General features: G+C 57.9%; 20 protein-coding genes. 4 read left to right on the top strand and 16 right to left on the bottom strand.

The features are described from left to right. The coding region (locus AUC60_RS28130; protein WP_238599573.1) for a hypothetical protein at nt 1-224 on the bottom strand (224 nt) is incomplete at its 3' end. 248 nt (nt 225-472) lie between these two features. On the opposite strand from AUC60_RS28130, the gene arfA reads away from it, so the two are divergent. Together arfA and AUC60_RS12950 are read left to right on the top strand one after the other, a co-directional pair. Next, nucleotides 473-628: an alternative ribosome rescue factor ArfA gene (gene arfA / locus AUC60_RS12955; protein WP_087267653.1), complete on the top strand. Its 156-nt coding sequence runs from the start codon at nt 473-475 to the stop codon at nt 626-628. An 84-nt stretch (nt 629-712) separates the two neighbouring features. After that, nucleotides 713-2032 (top strand): lytic murein transglycosylase, encoded by a 1320-nt coding sequence (locus tag AUC60_RS12950; RefSeq protein ID WP_087267650.1) that lies wholly within the window; start codon nt 713-715, stop codon nt 2030-2032. 106 nt (nt 2033-2138) lie between these two features. Here the strand turns inward: AUC60_RS12950 and lipA are convergent, their stop codons facing one another. The 12 genes from lipA to AUC60_RS12890 all read right to left on the bottom strand — a co-directional run bounded on the left by lipA (nt 2139) and on the right by AUC60_RS12890 (nt 13539). Then, entirely contained in the window at nt 2139-3170 is a 1032-nt protein-coding gene (gene lipA / locus AUC60_RS12945; protein WP_087267647.1) for a lipoyl synthase, read from the bottom strand. Between the two features lie 2 nt (nt 3171-3172). Beyond that, entirely contained in the window at nt 3173-3820 is a 648-nt protein-coding gene (lipB, locus tag AUC60_RS12940; protein ID WP_087267644.1) for a lipoyl(octanoyl) transferase LipB, read from the bottom strand. Continuing rightward, nucleotides 3820-4095: a DUF493 domain-containing protein gene (locus tag AUC60_RS12935; protein ID WP_087267640.1), complete on the bottom strand. Its 276-nt coding sequence runs from the start codon at nt 4093-4095 to the stop codon at nt 3820-3822. The genes lipB and AUC60_RS12935 overlap by 1 nt, the downstream gene beginning before the upstream one ends. Nucleotides 4096-4182: 87 nt before the next feature. Continuing rightward, nucleotides 4183-5343 (bottom strand): D-alanyl-D-alanine carboxypeptidase family protein, encoded by a 1161-nt coding sequence (locus AUC60_RS12930; protein WP_087267637.1) that lies wholly within the window; start codon nt 5341-5343, stop codon nt 4183-4185. A gap of 239 nt (nt 5344-5582) precedes the next feature. After that, entirely contained in the window at nt 5583-6590 is a 1008-nt protein-coding gene (locus AUC60_RS12925) for a septal ring lytic transglycosylase RlpA family protein (protein ID WP_087267634.1), read from the bottom strand. Then, nucleotides 6590-7597, bottom strand: a complete 1008-nt coding sequence (gene mltB, locus AUC60_RS12920) for a lytic murein transglycosylase B (RefSeq protein WP_087267631.1) — start codon at nt 7595-7597, stop codon at nt 6590-6592. Before mltB ends, AUC60_RS12925 begins: the two co-directional genes overlap by 1 nt. 17 nt (nt 7598-7614) lie before the next feature. Continuing rightward, nucleotides 7615-8718: a rod shape-determining protein RodA gene (gene rodA / locus AUC60_RS12915; protein WP_167384343.1), complete on the bottom strand. Its 1104-nt coding sequence runs from the start codon at nt 8716-8718 to the stop codon at nt 7615-7617. Between the two features lie 31 nt (nt 8719-8749). Then, the gene (mrdA, locus tag AUC60_RS12910; RefSeq protein ID WP_087267628.1) at nt 8750-10651 is read right to left on the bottom strand and encodes a penicillin-binding protein 2; all 1902 of its coding nucleotides are present in this window, start codon (nt 10649-10651) and stop codon (nt 8750-8752) included. A gap of 12 nt (nt 10652-10663) precedes the next feature. Continuing rightward, complete coding sequence (rlmH, locus tag AUC60_RS12905) at nt 10664-11131, bottom strand: 23S rRNA (pseudouridine(1915)-N(3))-methyltransferase RlmH (protein ID WP_087267625.1); 468 nt, start codon at nt 11129-11131, stop codon at nt 10664-10666. Nucleotides 11132-11140: 9 nt separating this feature from the next. Further along, nucleotides 11141-11542, bottom strand: coding sequence for a ribosome silencing factor (rsfS, locus tag AUC60_RS12900; RefSeq protein ID WP_087267622.1), 402 nt, complete (start codon nt 11540-11542; stop codon nt 11141-11143). A 16-nt stretch (nt 11543-11558) separates the two neighbouring features. Next, a complete protein-coding gene (gene nadD / locus AUC60_RS12895; protein WP_167384342.1) occupies nt 11559-12203 on the bottom strand; it encodes a nicotinate-nucleotide adenylyltransferase in 645 nt (214 codons plus the stop codon). Between the two features lie 64 nt (nt 12204-12267). After that, entirely contained in the window at nt 12268-13539 is a 1272-nt protein-coding gene (locus AUC60_RS12890) for a glutamate-5-semialdehyde dehydrogenase (RefSeq protein WP_087267617.1), read from the bottom strand. Between the two features lie 338 nt (nt 13540-13877). Here AUC60_RS12890 and AUC60_RS12885 point away from each other — a divergent pair, with 338 nt between their 5' ends. Together AUC60_RS12885 and AUC60_RS12880 are read left to right on the top strand one after the other, a co-directional pair. Next, a complete protein-coding gene (locus tag AUC60_RS12885; RefSeq protein ID WP_087267614.1) occupies nt 13878-14549 on the top strand; it encodes a DNA-3-methyladenine glycosylase in 672 nt (223 codons plus the stop codon). 2 nt (nt 14550-14551) lie between these two features. After that, the gene (locus AUC60_RS12880) at nt 14552-15868 is read left to right on the top strand and encodes a bifunctional DedA family/phosphatase PAP2 family protein (RefSeq protein WP_087267611.1); all 1317 of its coding nucleotides are present in this window, start codon (nt 14552-14554) and stop codon (nt 15866-15868) included. A gap of 172 nt (nt 15869-16040) precedes the next feature. On the opposite strand, the gene AUC60_RS12875 is transcribed toward AUC60_RS12880, so the two are convergent. The 3 genes from AUC60_RS12875 to AUC60_RS12865 are packed head-to-tail and all read right to left on the bottom strand — an operon-like array spanning nt 16041 to nt 17718. Beyond that, on the bottom strand, nt 16041-16631 hold the full coding sequence (locus AUC60_RS12875; RefSeq protein ID WP_087267608.1) for an LON peptidase substrate-binding domain-containing protein: 591 nt from the start codon (nt 16629-16631) through the stop codon (nt 16041-16043). Between the two features lie 12 nt (nt 16632-16643). After that, nucleotides 16644-17360: an LrgB family protein gene (locus AUC60_RS12870; protein WP_087267605.1), complete on the bottom strand. Its 717-nt coding sequence runs from the start codon at nt 17358-17360 to the stop codon at nt 16644-16646. Further along, complete coding sequence (locus tag AUC60_RS12865; RefSeq protein WP_087267603.1) at nt 17350-17718, bottom strand: CidA/LrgA family protein; 369 nt, start codon at nt 17716-17718, stop codon at nt 17350-17352. Before AUC60_RS12865 ends, AUC60_RS12870 begins: the two co-directional genes overlap by 11 nt. Nucleotides 17719-17826 lie beyond the last annotated feature (108 nt).

The raw sequence follows: 17826 nt of genomic DNA, 5'->3' as shown, positions 1-17826 counted from the left end.
CTCGTGGTGCGCAGCATAACGCCTGAACAGTAATACGCTGGTGTTCCGTCGGTGCATTCCGCTAGTACGCTTTTATAGCGGGCATTTAAAGTATCCACTTGCTGCTGTACAAAATCGCCTTTCGAAGCCTGAGCAGGCCTCACGTCAACAGCTTCCTGTTTAACCGAAACTGAACACGCCGTAATGCTCAACGCGATCAGGAGCACACTCGACAACCCTTTCATCTCATTCTCCTTGTTCTAAGGCAGGGTCGATTAAGCGATACTTAAAGTTCGATTACTTCCTGACCGAGATAGAGAGTAGGCGCGCAGGAGCGACAAGCGTCTAGCTGTCATAGTTAACAGGTAGCACAGTGCTAGCTACCGGCAAGACATTGAAAAGCGGCCATGGCGATAGCGCACCTCTATTAGACAGAACATGTTATCTGACGGAATATCATCGCCGCTTCATCATCAGCCAGAGAGCGCCCGTCATGAAAAAGCCAAAGCGGCCCAATAAGGCCAAATCCATCATCGCCCAGCCATTGTTCCGCAGCCGCCAGGAACAACCCGGCAAAGGCAAAGGTAGCTACCGCCGCGAAGCCTTCCAGTCTAAAAGCTGGGAGGCTTCTTACTTTCTGGCGGCCTGAAACATCGCGACTGTTCCCCGAGGTCCTTTCCGGCCTGCAGGCATGTTAAGGTCTGCATCTAACGGTAATACCTTGGACCCAAGCATGCCCTCTTGTTTTTTCCGACGTTGGCAACTGCGCCAAATGATCGCTGCCTCCAGCCTTGTCCTGTTAGTTGCCTGTGCGGAAAAACCGACAGCAGCCGATGCCACGCCACTTCCACGCGCGATTACAACGCCGCTCGCCTCACCGGCTCCGACCATTGCTGTGGATGCCAATCTCGATATCTTGCCCACCATGAGCTTTGCCGACTGGCAGGCAGGTTTTCGCACGCAAGCGCTCAAAGCCGGTATCAGACCAGACATTTTCGACCGTGCCTTCATCGGTGTGACGCCGGATATGAAGGTGGTGAAGGCAGACCGTAGCCAGCCGGAATTTACCCGCCCGGTCTGGGAGTATCTGGACGGAGCAATCTCTGACGCGCGGGTGCGCAAAGGGCAAGCATTGCTCAACCAATATGCTGGCGTTCTGCAAACCATCGAGCAGCGTTACGGCGTAGATCGTAATGCGTTGGTTGCGGTTTGGGGCATGGAAAGTAATTTCGGGCAGTTCCAGGGCTCTCAATCGGTGATTCGCTCACTGGCGACTCTGGCCTATGAAGGTCGCCGTCGCAGCTTCGCTCAAGATCAGTTGCTGGCCGCACTGCAAATTCTGCAACAGGGCGATATAGCCCCTGAGCAAATGATCGGCTCCTGGGGCGGCGCGATGGGCCAGACCCAGTTCATCCCTACAACGTACAACACCCACGCAGTGGATTTCGACGGCGACGGTCGCCGGGATATCTGGAACAGCGCTCCGGATGCCCTCGCGTCTACTGCGCATTACCTGCAAAGCTCTGGCTGGCAGACCGGTCAGCCTTGGGGCTATGAGGTGAAACTCGCCAATGGCTTCAACTATGCGCTGGCTGATGCCTCGACCCGCAAGAGCCTGGCCGAATGGCAGCAACTGGGCCTGACGTTGCCTAACGGCAGCGCCCTGCCAGCGACCGCCTTACAGCAACAAGCTGCACTGTTGTTGCCAGCTGGTTACAAAGGCCCGGCGTTTCTGGTGATGGATAATTTCCGCGCAATCCTGCGTTACAACAACTCTTCGTCCTATGCGTTGGCGATCGGGCTATTGTCAGGCCGATTCCAGGGTGGCGGCCTCGTCGAAGGAAGCTGGCCGCGTGGAGACGTCCCTCTAAGCCGCTCTGAGCGCATGGAACTGCAAAGCCTGCTCTCGGCAAGCGGTTACGATGCAGGCAACCCGGACGGCATTATCGGCGCCAATACGCGCAAAGCCATTCGCAGCGCTCAGCAAGCGTTGGGCTGGCCAGCAGATGGGTATCCGACGCAGGAGCTGTTGCAAAACCTGCGCAAGCCATAGCTCCTTGATTGCGGGGTTGTCCCTAACACCCTCCAAAACAAAAACGGGCCGGATAGTGATATCCGGCCCGTTTTGTTTGTAGCTCAAACGATCAGCGCTTAAAGCGTCAGACCATTGCCTTGACGGCGATCTTGGCCTGCTCATCAGCGTGGTACGAAGAACGTACCAACGGACCGGACGCGACGTTTTTGAAGCCCATCTTGTAGCCTTCCTCAGCAAACCACGCGAAGGTGTCCGGGTGCACGAAGCGCTGTACCGGCAAGTGGCTACGGGAAGGTTGCAGATATTGCCCCAAGGTCAACATGTCGATGTCGTGCTCGCGCATGCGTTGCATAACCTCGATGACTTCCTCGTCGGTCTCACCCAGGCCCAGCATCAAGCCGGATTTGGTCGGTACGTGCGGGACCATTTGCTTGAAACGTTGCAGCAGAGTCAATGACCACTGGTAATCGGAACCCGGACGCGCAGCCTTGTACAGGCGCGGCACGGTTTCCAGGTTGTGGTTGAACACATCTGGCGGCTCGGCTGCGGTGATTTCCAGCGCAACGTCCATACGGCCACGATAGTCCGGAACCAGCGTTTCCAGCTGCACGTTTGGCGACAGCTTGCGGATCTCGCGGATACAGTCGGCGAAGTGCTGGGCACCGCCGTCACGCAGGTCATCGCGATCAACCGAGGTGATCACCACGTATTTGAGACGCAGATCAGCGATAGCAACGGCCAGGTTGGTCGGCTCGTTGACGTCCAGCGCCTTCGGGCGACCATGGCCGACGTCGCAGAACGGGCAACGGCGGGTGCAGATATCACCCATGATCATGAAGGTCGCAGTGCCGCCGGAGAAGCACTCACCCAGGTTCGGGCAGGAAGCCTCTTCGCAAACGCTGTGCAGCTTGTGCTTGCGCAGCAGTTGCTTGACGCGATCAACCTCCGGGGAAACCGGGATACGGACGCGGATCCAGTCTGGCTTTTTCGGCAGATCGACAGTTGGAATGATCTTTACCGGAATACGCGCAACTTTTTCCGCACCGCGCAGCTTTACGCCGGCCTCGACTTTCGGCCGGGGCGCACGCTCGGAAACATCAACGCTGGGGATCAAGGTTTGTACGGCGTTATCCGCAATATCAGTCGCAGTAGTCATAATCAGTCGATTCCGCCCGTTAGGGTCGTCTGCTCAGCATAGTCGAGGTGTTTGACGAGCTGCGTGCGCAGCCGGGCACTTACCTCGGCAAATTCAATCGGGCCTGCATGATCGCACAGCTGGGTCATTGCCAGCCCTGCGTATCCACAGGGATTAATCCGTCGAAAGGGCTCAAGGTCCATGTCGACGTTGAGCGCCAGACCATGGAATGAGCAACCTTGGCGAATTCGCAGCCCCAGGGACGCAATCTTCGCTCCTTCGACATACACACCCGGCGCATCAGCCTTGGCTGCAGCCGTTACACCATAACTGGCCAGCAAGTCGATCAGGCTGTTCTCGATCCGGGTTACCAGATCACGCACACCGAAACCAAGGCGTCTGACATCCAGCATCAGGTAGACCACCAATTGGCCGGGGCCATGATAGGTCACTTGGCCGCCGCGATCGACCTGTACCACCGGAATATTGCCCGGCAACAGCAAATGTTCGGGTTTACCGGACTGTCCCTGAGTGAAAACCGGTGCGTGCTGCGCCAACCAGATCTCGTCCTGAGTCTCTTTACCGCGCTGGTCGGTAAAGCGCTGCATCGCATGCCAGGCCAGCTCGTAATCGATCTGGCCCAGCTCGCGAACGCCCAGCGTTGCGGCCATCAAAGCACCATGTGCACGAGACCCGTAGCGCGCAGTGCGCTATTGATGTCACGCAGTTGGTCTTCGCCCGTAGCGACGATGTGCAGTTGAACTGTCGTGTATTTCCCGTTGCTGCTCTGACGCTCGGCGAGGGTTTTCATATCAACCTTGGCGTACTTGGCCAGGATTTCCATCACGAGGTCAGTAAACCCTACGCTGGTATCGCCGATCACTTTGATCGGGTAATCATCACAGGGGAATTCGATTTTGTGCGACTTGACGTCGGAATCTGTCATGGCAGTAAAGCTCTCACAAGCCGTGAAGACGGAAACGCGCCCACTCAGGGTATGAGCGGGCGCGTCATGGTCGGCGTTGTACTGTTATCAGTTGAACAGGCCGTAGAAGAATAGACGAATGCTATCCCACACGCGGCGGAAGATGCCACCTTCCTCTACAGCGTCGAGGGCGATCAGGTTGGCAGTATGGACGACTTTGTCTTCCATCTTCACTTCAACCTTGCCGATCACGTCGCCCTTGGCGATTGGCGCAACCAGTTGCGGATTCATGGTCATGCTGGCGGTCAGCTTCTTCATCTCGCCTTTTGGCATGGTCATGCTCAGGTCTTCAGCCAGGCCGGCTTTGACTTGACGCTCGGTGCCTTTCCAGACGGTAGCCTGAGCCAGCTCAGTGCCCTTCTGATAGAAGTTCTGGGTTTCGAAGAAACGGAAACCGTAGGTCAGCAGCTTCTGGGTTTCGGCAGCGCGGGCTTGCTCGCTGGCAGTACCGAATACAACAGCGATCAAACGCATGCCATCACGAACAGCAGAAGACACCATGCAGTAGCCCGCTTCGTCAGTGTGGCCGGTTTTCAGACCATCGACGGTCTTGTCACGCCACAGCAGCAGGTTACGGTTAGGTTGCTTGATGTTGTTCCAGAAGAATTCCTTCTGCGAGTAGATCGCATAGTGAGCCGGATCTTCGTGGATGATCGCGCGAGCCAGAGTGGCCATGTCGTGAGCAGACGAATAATGCTCCGGGTTCGGCAAGCCAGTCGGGTTCATGAAGTGACTGTTGGTCATGCCAAGATCGGCAGCAGTCTTGTTCATCATGTCGGCGAAGGCGTCTTCGCTGCCTGCGATGTGCTCGGAGAGCGCTACGCTGGCGTCGTTGCCCGACTGGATGATGATCCCGTGCAGCAAGTCGCTGACAGTGACCTGGCTGCCCACTTTGATGAACATGCGCGAACCACCGGTGCGCCAGGCGTTCTCGCTGACAGTCACGGGGTCGTTCTCGCCGATCTGACCGCGACGGATTTCCAGGGTCGCGATGTACGCGGTCATCAGTTTGGTCAGGCTGGCGGGCGCCAAACGCTGGTCGCCATTGTTCTCGACTAGAACGTTACCGCTGCTGGCGTCCATCAGCACATAGGCTTTGGCAGCCAGTTGCGGAGCGGAAGGCGTCATCTGCTCGGCGGCCCAGGCAGCCGGAGTGATGATCAGCGGTACAAGCAGGCACAAGCGTTTTGCAAAGGTGGTGATGTTCATCCGTCTCTCGAAATTGCTAATGGGCAAACATGCCCTCGCGGGCAAAGCTTAACGGGTCGATGGAAGCGGTAACGCCTCCATCGACCGGCGGTGCCAGGCTTTAATCCTGGCCCATGAGACGCCTGTTCGACAGACAGACTCATGGACAGTTACTCGCGCGGCTTGCTCTGATGGCAACGAGTCCGGCAGGCAACTGTAAACCGATCAGTCCCCCACTCTCGGCGGGACGTGAACGGCTATTAATCCAGTGTTACGACGCTAGGCTGACCCAGATTGGCTGACCTTACGCTGTTTTGCATTTGCTGGGCTTCACCCTGCGTCTCGATCGGCCCCATTCGAACTCGATAGAGTGTCTGTTGATTGCGGGCTATCGAACTCACGAACACCGGTGCCCGAACCATCCCGCTCAATTTCGACCTCAGGAGCTCTGCAGCGTCCGGGTTGGCGAACGCGCCCACCTGGAGATACAGCCCAGAGACTGGTACGGAAGCGTTTTTTTTTGCGTCAAACGGCACAGCAGGCGCAGCGTGCTGTTGCGGCGGCGGTGTGTATTGCTCAATGGTCCCGGCGGAAGCGATCAAAGCGGGTGCGGGTGCTTGCGGGATCGCTTGCGGCTGATTTGGCAGCAGCGGCGCAGGACGCCCGTTTTGCGCCAGCCACACTTGTGGATCGATGCCCTCGACCTTGACTCGCGCAGTACCGGTTTCGGCATAACCAAGCTTCTTGGCCGCAGCGTAGGACAAGTCGATGATACGGTCCGAATAGAACGGTCCGCGATCATTGACCCGCAGAATCACCGTACGGTTATTGTCCAGGTTAGTCACTTTTACATAGCTGGGCAGTGGCAGCGTCTTGTGCGCCGCGCTCATGCCGTACAGATCATAAACTTCGCCGTTGGCGGTGTTCTGACCATGGAACTTGGTGCCATACCAGGACGCAGTGCCCGACGCGACGTAATTCCGGGAATCCTGGATGGGAAAATAGGTTTTGCCCAACACGGTGTATGGGTTGGCCTTATAAGGCCCGGTGTGCAGGCTCGGCGTAGCATCCGGGATACGCGAGATATCCACATCCCACCAGGGTGCGCCATCTTTATGGGCACGGTTGATGTCCAGGCCAGGCGGCGAAGAGATGCCCGCAGTGCCCTTCTGCACAGGACGACTGGGAGACGAACAGCTGACCACCAGCAATGACAGCGAAGCCAACGCCATCAACTTCAAAGATGTAACCATCGGCAATGCCCGCATTACTTGACGCCCCGAGCTTGAACCAACAATTCAGACAGCTGATGAACACTCATGGCGTACATCACACTGCGGTTATAGCGAGTAATTGCATAAAAATTCTTCAAACCCATCCAGTATTCAGGTCCGTTTTCGCCTTCCAGCTTGAATGCGGTCACCGGCAGATCGTCGCGCAGCGCATCATGACTCGACCACCCCAAGGCTCGCAACTCCCCGACGGTCTTTACCGGATCAATGCCCGGTGTCAGGCCTTCATCGACACGTTCACCGCGCACGCTTGCAAGGCTGACCACTGGTTCGCCAGCCACCAAGCCATGCTGCTTGAAGTAACTGGCCACACTGCCAATGGCGTCATCCGGATCGGTCCAGATATTAATGTGTCCATCACCGTCGAAATCCACTGCATAGGCGCGGAAGCTGCTAGGCATGAACTGCGGCAGGCCCATGGCACCGGCATAAGAGCCTTTGAGGGTGAGCGGATCAACTTGCTCTTCGCGGGCCAGCAACAGGAACTCGCGCAGCTCTTTGCGGAAGAATTCAGCGCGAGGCGGATAATCAAAGCCTAGCGTCGACAAGGCATCAATCACACGGTAATTACCGGTATTGCGACCGAAGAACGTCTCTACCCCAATGATCGACACGATCACCTGAGCCGGAACGCCATATTCCTGTTCGGCGCGCGCCAGAGCGGCCTCGTGCTGACGCCAGAAGTCCACACCCCGCGCGATCCGCGCATCGGTTATGAACATCGGGCGATAGTCTTTCCATTGCTTGACCCGCTCTGCCGGACGGGAGATCGCGTCGAGAATCGCCTGTTTGCGTTCCACTTCGCGGAACACGTCGATCAACTGCTCACCCGCGAAGCCATAGTCGCGGGTCATTTGACCGACAAATTCGGCGACTTGCGGCGAACCTTCGTAATCGCCAGCAAATGCGTCTTGAACAGATCCAAGAATGCCAACCAGACCGAGCACCGGAGCATATCGAGCCCAGTTACGCACTACTTGCATTGAATTCTTCACCTTAATCAAACCTGCGCGATCCATTTACGGTGTGTATGGATCGACATCAAAACCCCAAAGGCTGACAGCAGCGTCACGAGCGAAGTTCCTCCATAGCTAATGAAGGGTAACGGCACACCCACTACCGGCAACAGGCCACTGACCATACCGATGTTGACGAAAACGTAAACAAAAAATGTCATCGTCAATGCGCCAGCCAGTAACTTGCCGAACAATGTCTGGGCTTGAGCCGTGATCACCAGACCTCGCCCGATGAGCAGCATATAGATCAGCAACAATGCGCAAATCCCTACCAGCCCGAACTCTTCCCCCATCACCGCGATGATGAAGTCGGTATGGCTTTCCGGCAGGAAGTCCAGGTGGGACTGGGTACCGAGCAGCCAACCCTTGCCGAATACGCCGCCGGAACCAATGGCCGCTTTCGACTGAATGATGTTCCAGCCCGTGCCCAACGGATCGCTTTCCGGATCAAGAAAGGTCAGGACCCGCTGTTTCTGGTAGTCGTGCATGATGAAAAACCACATCGCGACCGACACCGGTACTGCGGCGGCAATCACGCTGATAATCCAGCGCCAGCGCAAGCCGGCCATAAACAATACAAACGCACCAGACGCCAGAATCAGCAATGAAGTCCCCAGGTCAGGCTGACGGACAATCAGGGCAAACGGCACGCCGATCAACGCCAGGCTGACACCTACGTGCTTGAGCTGGGGCGGCAATGTTCGCTTTGACAAATACCAGGCGATGGTCGCCGGCATGATGATCTTGAGAAACTCAGACGGCTGAAAGCGGATAACGCCGGGAATGTTGATCCAGCGAGTGGCCCCCATTGCGTTGTGGCCCATGACATCCACCACGATCAGCAACAGCACGCCCAGCACATACAGCACGGGCACCCAGCGGGCCATGAACCGGGGTTCGAACTGGGCAATGATCACCATCGCCACCAAGCCGATACCAAACGAACTCGCCTGCTTGATGAGCAGATCCCAGTTCTTGCCGCTGGCCGAATAAAGAACGAACAGGCTGCCCGCCGCCAGAGTCAGCAGCAACACCAGCAAAGGACCGTCGATATGGATACGCTGCAAAAAAGTCGCGCGACGACGCATCACGTCTTCGCTGGACAGAATGCGGTCGAAGTTACTCTTCACTGGCACTGGCCGCGGCCTCCACGGCTTGAGCGCCGCCATATTCAGGTTTGAGTGTTCCGTCGGGTTTGAGCAGCCAGGCATCCATTACCTGACGCACCACAGGGGCAGCAACGCCCGAGCCAGACTCGCCGTTTTCCACCATGACCGAAACAACGATCTTGGGGTCATTGGCCGGCGCGAAGCCTACGAACAGGGCGTGGTCGAGATGGCGCTCCTGAACCTTGGAACGGTCATATTTCTCACCCTGCTTGATCGCCACGACTTGCGCTGTACCGCTTTTGCCAGCGATCAGGTATTGCGCACCAATTGCGGCCTTGCGCGCCGTCCCCCGAGCACCGTGCATAACCTGCTGCATGCCGTGGTTGACCTTGTCCCAGTCAGATGGGTTGCGCAAGACGATATTGGGCATGGGATTTTCATCGACCGGCTTCTCGCCTTCGATGGTCTTGGCCAGATGCGGCCGGTTCCACACACCTCTGTTGGCAACCAGCGCGGTAGCTTGAGCCAACTGCAACGGCGTAGCCTGCATGTAGCCTTGGCCGATCCCGAGAATCAATGTCTCACCCGGGAACCAGGCCTGACGACGGGTCGCGCGCTTCCAGTCCCGTGACGGCATCAGACCGGGGGACTCTTCAAACATATCCAGCGACACTTTTTGTCCAATGCCGAATTTGTTCATGTAGCTGGAAAGCCGATCAATGCCCAGTTTGTGAGCCAGATCGTAGAAATAGGTGTCGTTGGAACGCATGATCGCCGTGTCCAGATCCACGTAGCCATCGCCCGTGCGGTTCCAGTTACGGTATTTGTGATCGTAGTTGGGCAACTGGTAGTAACCCGGGTCGAAGACTCGACTCGAGGCCGTGACCACTCCCGCGTCGAGCCCGGCAATTGCCACGGCAGGCTTGATGGTCGAACCGGGCGGGTACAAGCCCCTTAATATCCGGTTGAAGAGCGGCCGATCAATGGAATCACGCAGCTCAGCGTAAGCCTTGAAGCTGATCCCGGTTACAAATGGGTTGGGATCGAAGCTTGGCGCACTGACCATCGCCAGCACTTCGCCGTTTCTCGGGTCCATGGCCACAACCGCGCCACGACGCCCTGCCAGTGCGGCCTCGGCAGCCTCCTGAAGCTTGATATCGAGACTCAGGACGATGTCTTTGCCCGGGACAGGATCAGTACGCTTGAGCACCCGCAATACACGACCACGAGCGTTGGTTTCAACTTCCTCGTAACCCACTTGACCGTGCAACTGCTCTTCGTAAAAACGCTCGATCCCGGTTTTACCGATGTGGTGGGTACCACTGTAGTTAACCGGATCCAGACTCTTCAGCTCTTTCTCGTTGATCCGCCCCATGTACCCCACCGAGTGCGCAAAGTGCGCGCCCTGCGGGTAATGACGCACCAGTTGCGCCACGACCTCTACACCCGGCAGACGGAACTGGTTCACTGCCACGAGCGCGATCTGTTCCTCGGTCAGCTCAAACAGGATAGGCACAGGTTCAAAAGGTCGCCGCCCCTGTTTCATGCGCTTTTCGAAGATCAATCGGTCATCCGGCGTCAGCTCCAGCACCTCGACGATGGTGTCCAGCACCTGCGCCCAATCGCCAGACCGCTCACGGGTCATGCTCAGGCTGAAGCTGGGCCGGTTGTCGGCAATCACCACGCCATTACGGTCGAAGATCAAGCCGCGGCTTGGCGGGATCGGCTGCACATGAACGCGGTTGTTTTCCGAGAGGGTTGAGTGATAGTCGTACTGGATGACCTGCAGGAAATACAGCCGGGCAATCAACACGCATACCAGCACCACGACGGCCACAGCCCCGACCACGACGCGACCACGCACAAGGCGTGCGTCTTTTTCGTGGTCTTTTAGGCGGATCGGCTGAGACATGAGGGCGCGATGCTATTTGTGATAGGGGTGCCCGGACAGAACTGTCCAGGCGCGATAGATCTGCTCACCAATGAGGATGCGCACCAAAGGGTGCGGCAACGTCAGGGGTGACAACGACCAGCGTTGCTCGCTGCGCGCGCAGACTTCTGGTGCCAGCCCTTCCGGGCCGCCCACCATAAGGTTCACCGTGCGTGAATCTAGGCGCCAGCGGTCCAGTTCCACCGCAAGTTGCTCGGTGCTCCATGGCTTGCCGTGCACTTCCAGAGTCACGATTCGCTCCCCCGGTTGCACTTTTGCCAGCATGGCCTCGCCTTCCTGACGGATCAGACGGGCCACGTCGGCATTCTTGCCACGGGTATTGAGCGGAATCTCCACAAGGTCGAGCGCCAGTTCGGATGGCAGACGCTTGGCATATTCATGCCAGCCTTCTTCCACCCACTTGGGCATGCGCGAACCAACGGCAATCAGACGCAGACGCACAATGAGGCCTTATTCGCTTTCGTTACCCGGAGTGTGGTGCGCAGCGCTTGCAGCGCGACTCTGTTCTGCGCCCATCCACAGGCGTTCCAGGTCATAAAAAGCACGAGCAGAAGCAGTCATCATGTGCACGATAACGTCGCCCAGATCCAGAAGAACCCAGTCGCTTTCGCCTTTGCCTTCTTCGCCCAGAGGCTGTGCGCCTTTGGCTTTGACGTTCTCGCGAACCTTGTCGAGCATCGCGTTGATCTGACGGTTCGAAGTACCGGTAGCGATAACCATGTAGTCAGTCAGGCTGTGCTTGTCCTTCACGTCGATGACCTGAATGTCCTGGGCTTTGACGTCTTCCAGAGCAGCCTTGGTCAGTTCAACCAGCTCTTCGCCGGAAATAGTGTTTAGTTTTTGCTTGGTCATATAAAACTCATTCAGTTCAATTGGGAGCACGGTACAGCCCGTGCTCCTCGATGTAGGCCAGTACGGCGTCTGGCACCAGAAAACGTACCGACTTACCGCTGGCCAGCAGTTGGCGGATCTGGGTGGCAGACACTGATAAAGGCGTCTGCCAGACGAATGTAATGTGTCCGCCCGGCCCCTCAAGGGCCTTCGGATCGCTGACCGCGCGTGCCGCCAACAGATTGCGCATGGCATCCGGCGACTCGCTGTCTGCGTCCGGGCGCTGAAGCACCACTATATGGCAGTGCTCCAACAACTCTTCCCAACGATGCCAGGTGGGTAGCCCGCAAAAAGCATCCCAGCCCAGCAACAGGAACAACTGATCCTCTGCGGCCAGTTCGGCGCGCATCGATACCAGGGTGTCGATGGTGTACGACGGTTTGTCCCGCTTCAGTTCACGGTCATCCACCGTCAGGGGCGCCACGCCGGCCACTGCGCATTGAACCATTGCCAGGCGGTCCATTGCGCTGACACTCGGCGTGTCGCGATGAGGCGGCCTGGCGCTGGGCGTCAGGCGCAACTCATCAAGTTCAAGCAACGCGGCAACCTCAAGGGCGCCACGCAAGTGACCGATGTGGACCGGGTCGAATGTGCCGCCCAGCATACCGATACGTTTTGGCAAGCCCGCAACGGCCTCGACTACAGCATCCGCAGGCGTTGCCGCGTGCTGCACAGGTGCGCTCAAGTCAGACTGGCTCCTGTCCGCGCAACTGGCCGTCGCCGATCACGATGTACTTCTCGCAGGTCAAACCTTCCAGGCCGACCGGGCCGCGGGCGTGCAGCTTATCAGTAGAAATGCCGATCTCGGCACCCAATCCGTATTCAAAGCCATCGGCAAAGCTGGTGGGCGCGTTGACCATTACCGAACTGGAGTCGACTTCAGCCATGAAACGGCGGACCTGACCCTGGTGATCAGAGACGATGGCATCACTATGATGCGAGCCATAGTGGTTGATGTGTTCGATGGCTTGATCCAGGCCGGTCACGATACGAATCGACAGAATCGCCGCCAGATACTCGGTATTCCAGTCTTCTTCGGTGGCCGGGATAGCTTCGATCAGATCACGGGTGCGCTCGCAGCCACGCAGTTCAACGCCTTTTTCGCGGAACTGGGCGGCCATCTGAGGCAAGAAATCAGCGGCGATTGTTTGATCAACCAGCAACGTTTCCATCGCACCGCAAATACCATAACGGTAAGTTTTGGCGTTGAAGGCGATGCGCTGAGCCTTGGGCAGATCAGCGTGGGCACTGACATAGACGTGGCAGATGCCATCCAGATGCTTGATCACCGGCACACGCGCATCACGGCTTACGCGCTCGATCAAACCCTTGCCGCCACGCGGAACAATAACGTCGACGTACTCAGGCATGGTGATCAATGCGCCAACGGCGGCACGATCAGTGGTTTCCACCACTTGCACCACGGCAGCGGGCAGATCGGCTTCGGCCAGACCGCGCTGTACACACGCAGCAATCGCCCGGTTGGAGTTAATCGCTTCGGAGCCACCACGCAAAATAGTGGCGTTACCCGATTTCAGGCACAGACTGGCAGCATCGATGGTCACGTTAGGACGCGACTCGTAGATGATCCCGACGACACCCAGTGGCACACGCATCTTGCCGACTTGAATACCTGACGGCCGAAAACTCATATCGCGAATCGCGCCAACCGGGTCGGGCAGGTTGGCTACCTGACGCAGCCCGACGATCATGCTATCGATACGTGCGGGGGTCAGGGCCAGACGCTCAAGCATGGCCGGTTCAAGACCATTGGCGCGACCTGCGGCCAGGTCCAGATCGTTGGCAGCGGACAACTCGTCGCGGGCTTCGTCCAGAGCGGCGGCGGTGGCGAGCAGGGCGCGGTTTTTCTGCGCGGTGCTGGCACGGCCGATCACTCGCGAAGCTTCGCGGGCGGCGCGACCCAGGCGGGTCATGTAGTCAAGAACGGACTCAGTCATGGTCTCAGAGGTCTTGGCAGAGAAGAAAGCGGCCGATTATAGCTGTCGGGCGACGCTAACGACAGCGGTCACAGGCGGATGGTCGATAACGGGGTGAAATGAAGCGCAGATTTATATGCAGGAGATCGCCTTGTGCCCCTGACACAGAACTGTCGCGCAACAACCAAGTGACTTGTAGTGACTGCCGAAGGCTGCGGTAGTGGTGTGTCAGGGTAAATGCTTCGCAGCCTTCGGCAGCTCCTGTAAATGCAAAGGCAGATTTTGAATCTGTCACATTCAGCTGCAATTAAGCCTCGCATTGATATCATCAGCGTCCGCCCACGCTCTGTAACCACGCCATGCCAACTGCCCTGCCCGACAGCTTTTTCAACCGCGACGCACAAGTCCTGGCGCAGGCACTGCTGGGCAAAGTCATCAGGCACAAGGTTGGCGATCTCTGGCTGGCGGCGCGAATTATCGAAACAGAAGCTTACTATTTCGCCGAAAAAGGCAGCCACGCGTCACTCGGCTATACCGAAAAACGCAGAGCGTTGTTTCTCGACGGCGGGCATATCTATATGTACTACGCACGCGGCGGAGATTCGCTTAACTTCAGCGCCGAAGGGCCGGGCAACGCGGTACTGATCAAATCAGCCCACCCATGGGTCGATGCCGTATCGGACGACAATAGCCTTGCCAGAATGCAGTTGAACAATCCCGATGCCAGCGGCGGGCTACGTGCGCCCGAGCGCTTGTGCGCAGGTCAGACGCTACTGTGCAAAGCGCTAGGGCTCAAAGTACCGATGTGGGATGCGAAACGTTTCGATGCAAATTTGTTGCTCGTGGAAGATGTCGGCCAAACGCCATCTCGTATCATCCAGACCACCCGCCTGGGCATACCTCTGGGCCGTGATGAACACCTGATGTACCGCTTCGTCGACCCTGAATACGCTCGCTTCTGCACACGGAACCCGCTGCGACGCGGTCAGGTCGAAGGGCGCGACTACTTTTATCTCGATCAAGGAAATTAACCATGGGCCAATGGCTCGACAGCATCACCGGCTGGCTGGCGGCCAATCCCTCGTGGCTAAGCGTGGCTATCTTTTTGATCGCGTTCGTTGAATGCGTCGCGATTGTCGGGATTATCGTGCCGGGTACGGTCGTGCTGTTTGCCGTTGCAGCGCTGGCCGGCAGCGGAATTCTGCCGCTGGGTGAAGTTCTGCTGCTGGGCTTTCTCGGTGGTCTGCTGGGCGATGCGGTGTCCTACGTCATTGGTCGCAAGTACCATCAGAGCATTCGACGCCTTCCAGGCCTTCGCACACATCCAGAATGGATCGGCGGCGCAGAAACCTATTTTCAGCGTTACGGCATCGCCAGTCTGCTGGTCGGCCGCTTCATTGGGCCGCTGCGTCCGATGCTGCCCATGGTTGCGGGCATGTTCGACATGCCGTTCCCACGCTTCGCCGCCGTGAGTGTTATCGCGGCGGCTGGCTGGTCGATAGCTTACTTATTGCCGGGCTGGGCAGCTGGTGCTGCCGTTCGACTGCCATTGCCGGAAGGTTTCTGGCCTCAGGCGGGCGTGGTCGGCGGCGGGCTGGCCATACTGATCGGCGTCGCCATCCAGACCAGCCTGCGCACCAAAAAGCACGCTACCGAAATTATCGCCGCCACCAGTGCGGTACTGCTCGCGGCCATATTCTTCGGCTGGCCGCACCTGACGCAGCTTGATAACGGCATCATGACCCTGATCCAGGAACACCGCAGCACGGTAGTCGATCAGTTCGTGATCGTGGTGACCGGTCTGGGCGACTTCCGCACTCAATTCTATGCAGCGGCCTTGCTGTTGGTCCTGCTGCTTGCGACACGGCAATGGCGTCATGCTGTATTTGCAGGCATTACGACGCTCGGTACAGCGTGCGCCAACGGTGGAATGAAGTGGGTGTTCGCTCGTCAGCGTCCTGAGGTGTTGCTGGAACCGCTGACCACTTACAGCATGCCCAGCGGACACAGTTCTGCGGCCTTTGCGTTTTTCATGACCCTGGCAGTACTGGCCGGTCGCGGCCAGCCGGTGCGACTGCGCCTGACATGGTTGATGCTGGGCGGGCTCCCTGCCATTTCGATTGCCATGTCACGGGTCTACCTGGGTGTGCACTGGCCGACTGACGTACTGGCCGGGATGCTGCTGGCGTTCACGTTCTGCGCGATCAGCCTGAGCCTGGTGCAACGGCAGTCGTCGCTGCCCGCCTTGCCCGTGAGGATCTGGTGGCTGGTACTGCCTTCACTGGTAGCGCTGTTCGGTGGTTTCGCGCTGTACTCGCTGCCGCACGCGGTGCTGCGTTATCAGTATTGATTTCCCTGACACAGCGCTATCCCCTGTGGGAGCGGTGCTTGCCCGCGATAAGGTCGATGCGATCTAAAGTGAACCGCGTCCAGCCTTATCGCGGGCAAGCACCGCTCCCACAGGAATTGCATTCCAATTTAAGACCTCGCGGTGCCCGTCAGCACCTACAGGTTCAGTGTTTTCAAGCCTGAATATCGCCCTGCATTTCGTCGAGCAGATCCTGAATGGCATCCAGACGATCTTCAGGGTCGTCGATTTCCAGCAACTCGATTTTGTCCTCTTCGGTGAACGGCAGCAGGTAGGCCAACTGATTGGCTAGCGACCACTGACCATTGGCCTTGAGCCCCATGTTCAGGGCCTCCACCATCGGATGCTCAGCCAACGCAGCCAGCAGCGCCACCAAGTCGGCGTCCTCTTCCTGAAGCGGGCGCTCCTGCGGTTCATCCAGCCACTGCACCTGAGCAACCAGCAACTGATCGCGCTGGGTTTCGGTGCTCAGCACGCGAAACCGCCGCCCACCTTCGACACGAATTCCCAGCAGGCCGTTGTCCTGCGTCTGGAAATCACGCACCAGTGCTTCGCAGCCGATCAATGAATATCCGCTGGGAGCGTCGCCGACTTCACTGCCTTGCGTAATGCACACGACGCCGAATCCCTCGCCTTGCTTCATGCAGCACCCGATCATGTCCAGATAGCGAGCTTCGAACAGTTGCAGGTCGAGAATGCACCCCGGAAACAGCACAGCATTAAGCGGAAACAGAGGCAATGTCATACATATGCACCTTTAAACGACCAGAGACACCGCCAACGGCAGAAATAAAGCCGTCGCGACACCCATCAAACTCATCCCCAGCGCAGCGAAAGCGCCGCACTCCTCACCTTCCTGCAGCGCGATTGAAGTCCCGACGGCGTGCGCCGTCAGGCCCAGCGCCATGCCCCGCGCAGCAGGATTATCGACCCGCGCCAGCGTCAGCAAGCCTGGCCCGAATATAGCGCCAAGCACGCCGGTAATCAGCACGAACACTGCGGCCAGTGCCGCAACGCCGCCAATCTGCTCAGCAACGAGCATGGCAATCGGCGACGTGACTGACTTCGGCGCCATGGTCATCAAAATCATCTGATCGGCACCGAACCACCGCCCCAGCAACAGACACAACCCGGTGGCGAATACGCCGCCCACTACCAGCGTAGTTAAGGTCGGCCACAACAACTGACGAATTCGCCGCAGATTCAGATAAAGGGGCACAGCCAGGGCAACAGTCGCCGGACCCAGCAGTACGCTGAGAATTTCGGTGCTCTTGCGGTACTCCGTATAGCTCACGCCACAGGCGGTCAGCACGCCAATCAACACCAGCATGGAGATTAATACGGGCTGCAGGAACACCAGCCGAGTCTTCTCATAAGCAGCCAGCGCCAGTTGATAAGCACCCAGCGTTATCGCGATGCCGAACAAGGGATGATGGATCACCGACATCGCGGCGCCGTACCAATCAAGCGTCATGATGGCTCCCGGCACGCGCCTGACGCTCGATGAGTTTCTGCATCAGCCAGCCGACAAAGGTCAGGGCAACCATCAGCGAGATTACCAACGCACCAACAATCGCCCAGAAGTCTTCGGCAATCGCTGCCGCATAAACCATGACACCTACGGCGGGCGGCACCAGCAACAACGGCAAGTAGCGCAACAGGCTACTGGCGGCCTGACTGATGGGCTCGCTGACTTCGCCGCGCACCATGAGGAATGCCAGCAACAGCACCAGACCAATGATCGGGCCCGGCAAGATAGACAAGAACAAATGATTCAGCGCGGTGCCGAGTAATTGAAACAGCACCAGCCAGGTCAGGCCCCTTAGCAACATAGAAAGCTCCAGCAGATTCGCGGGGCCATTATAAGCACCTTGTACAGCTATGGACGGGCATTCGCGAGGTTACGTTTCCTTGACCAATCCCACTCTCTCTGCTGATCT

This window comes from Pseudomonas caspiana, from assembly GCF_002158995.1.
In the GTDB taxonomy this organism is placed as follows: domain Bacteria; phylum Pseudomonadota; class Gammaproteobacteria; order Pseudomonadales; family Pseudomonadaceae; genus Aquipseudomonas; species Aquipseudomonas caspiana.
The sequence above is the reverse complement of the archived record's forward strand: the minus strand, read 5'-3'. Positions and strand labels throughout refer to the sequence as shown.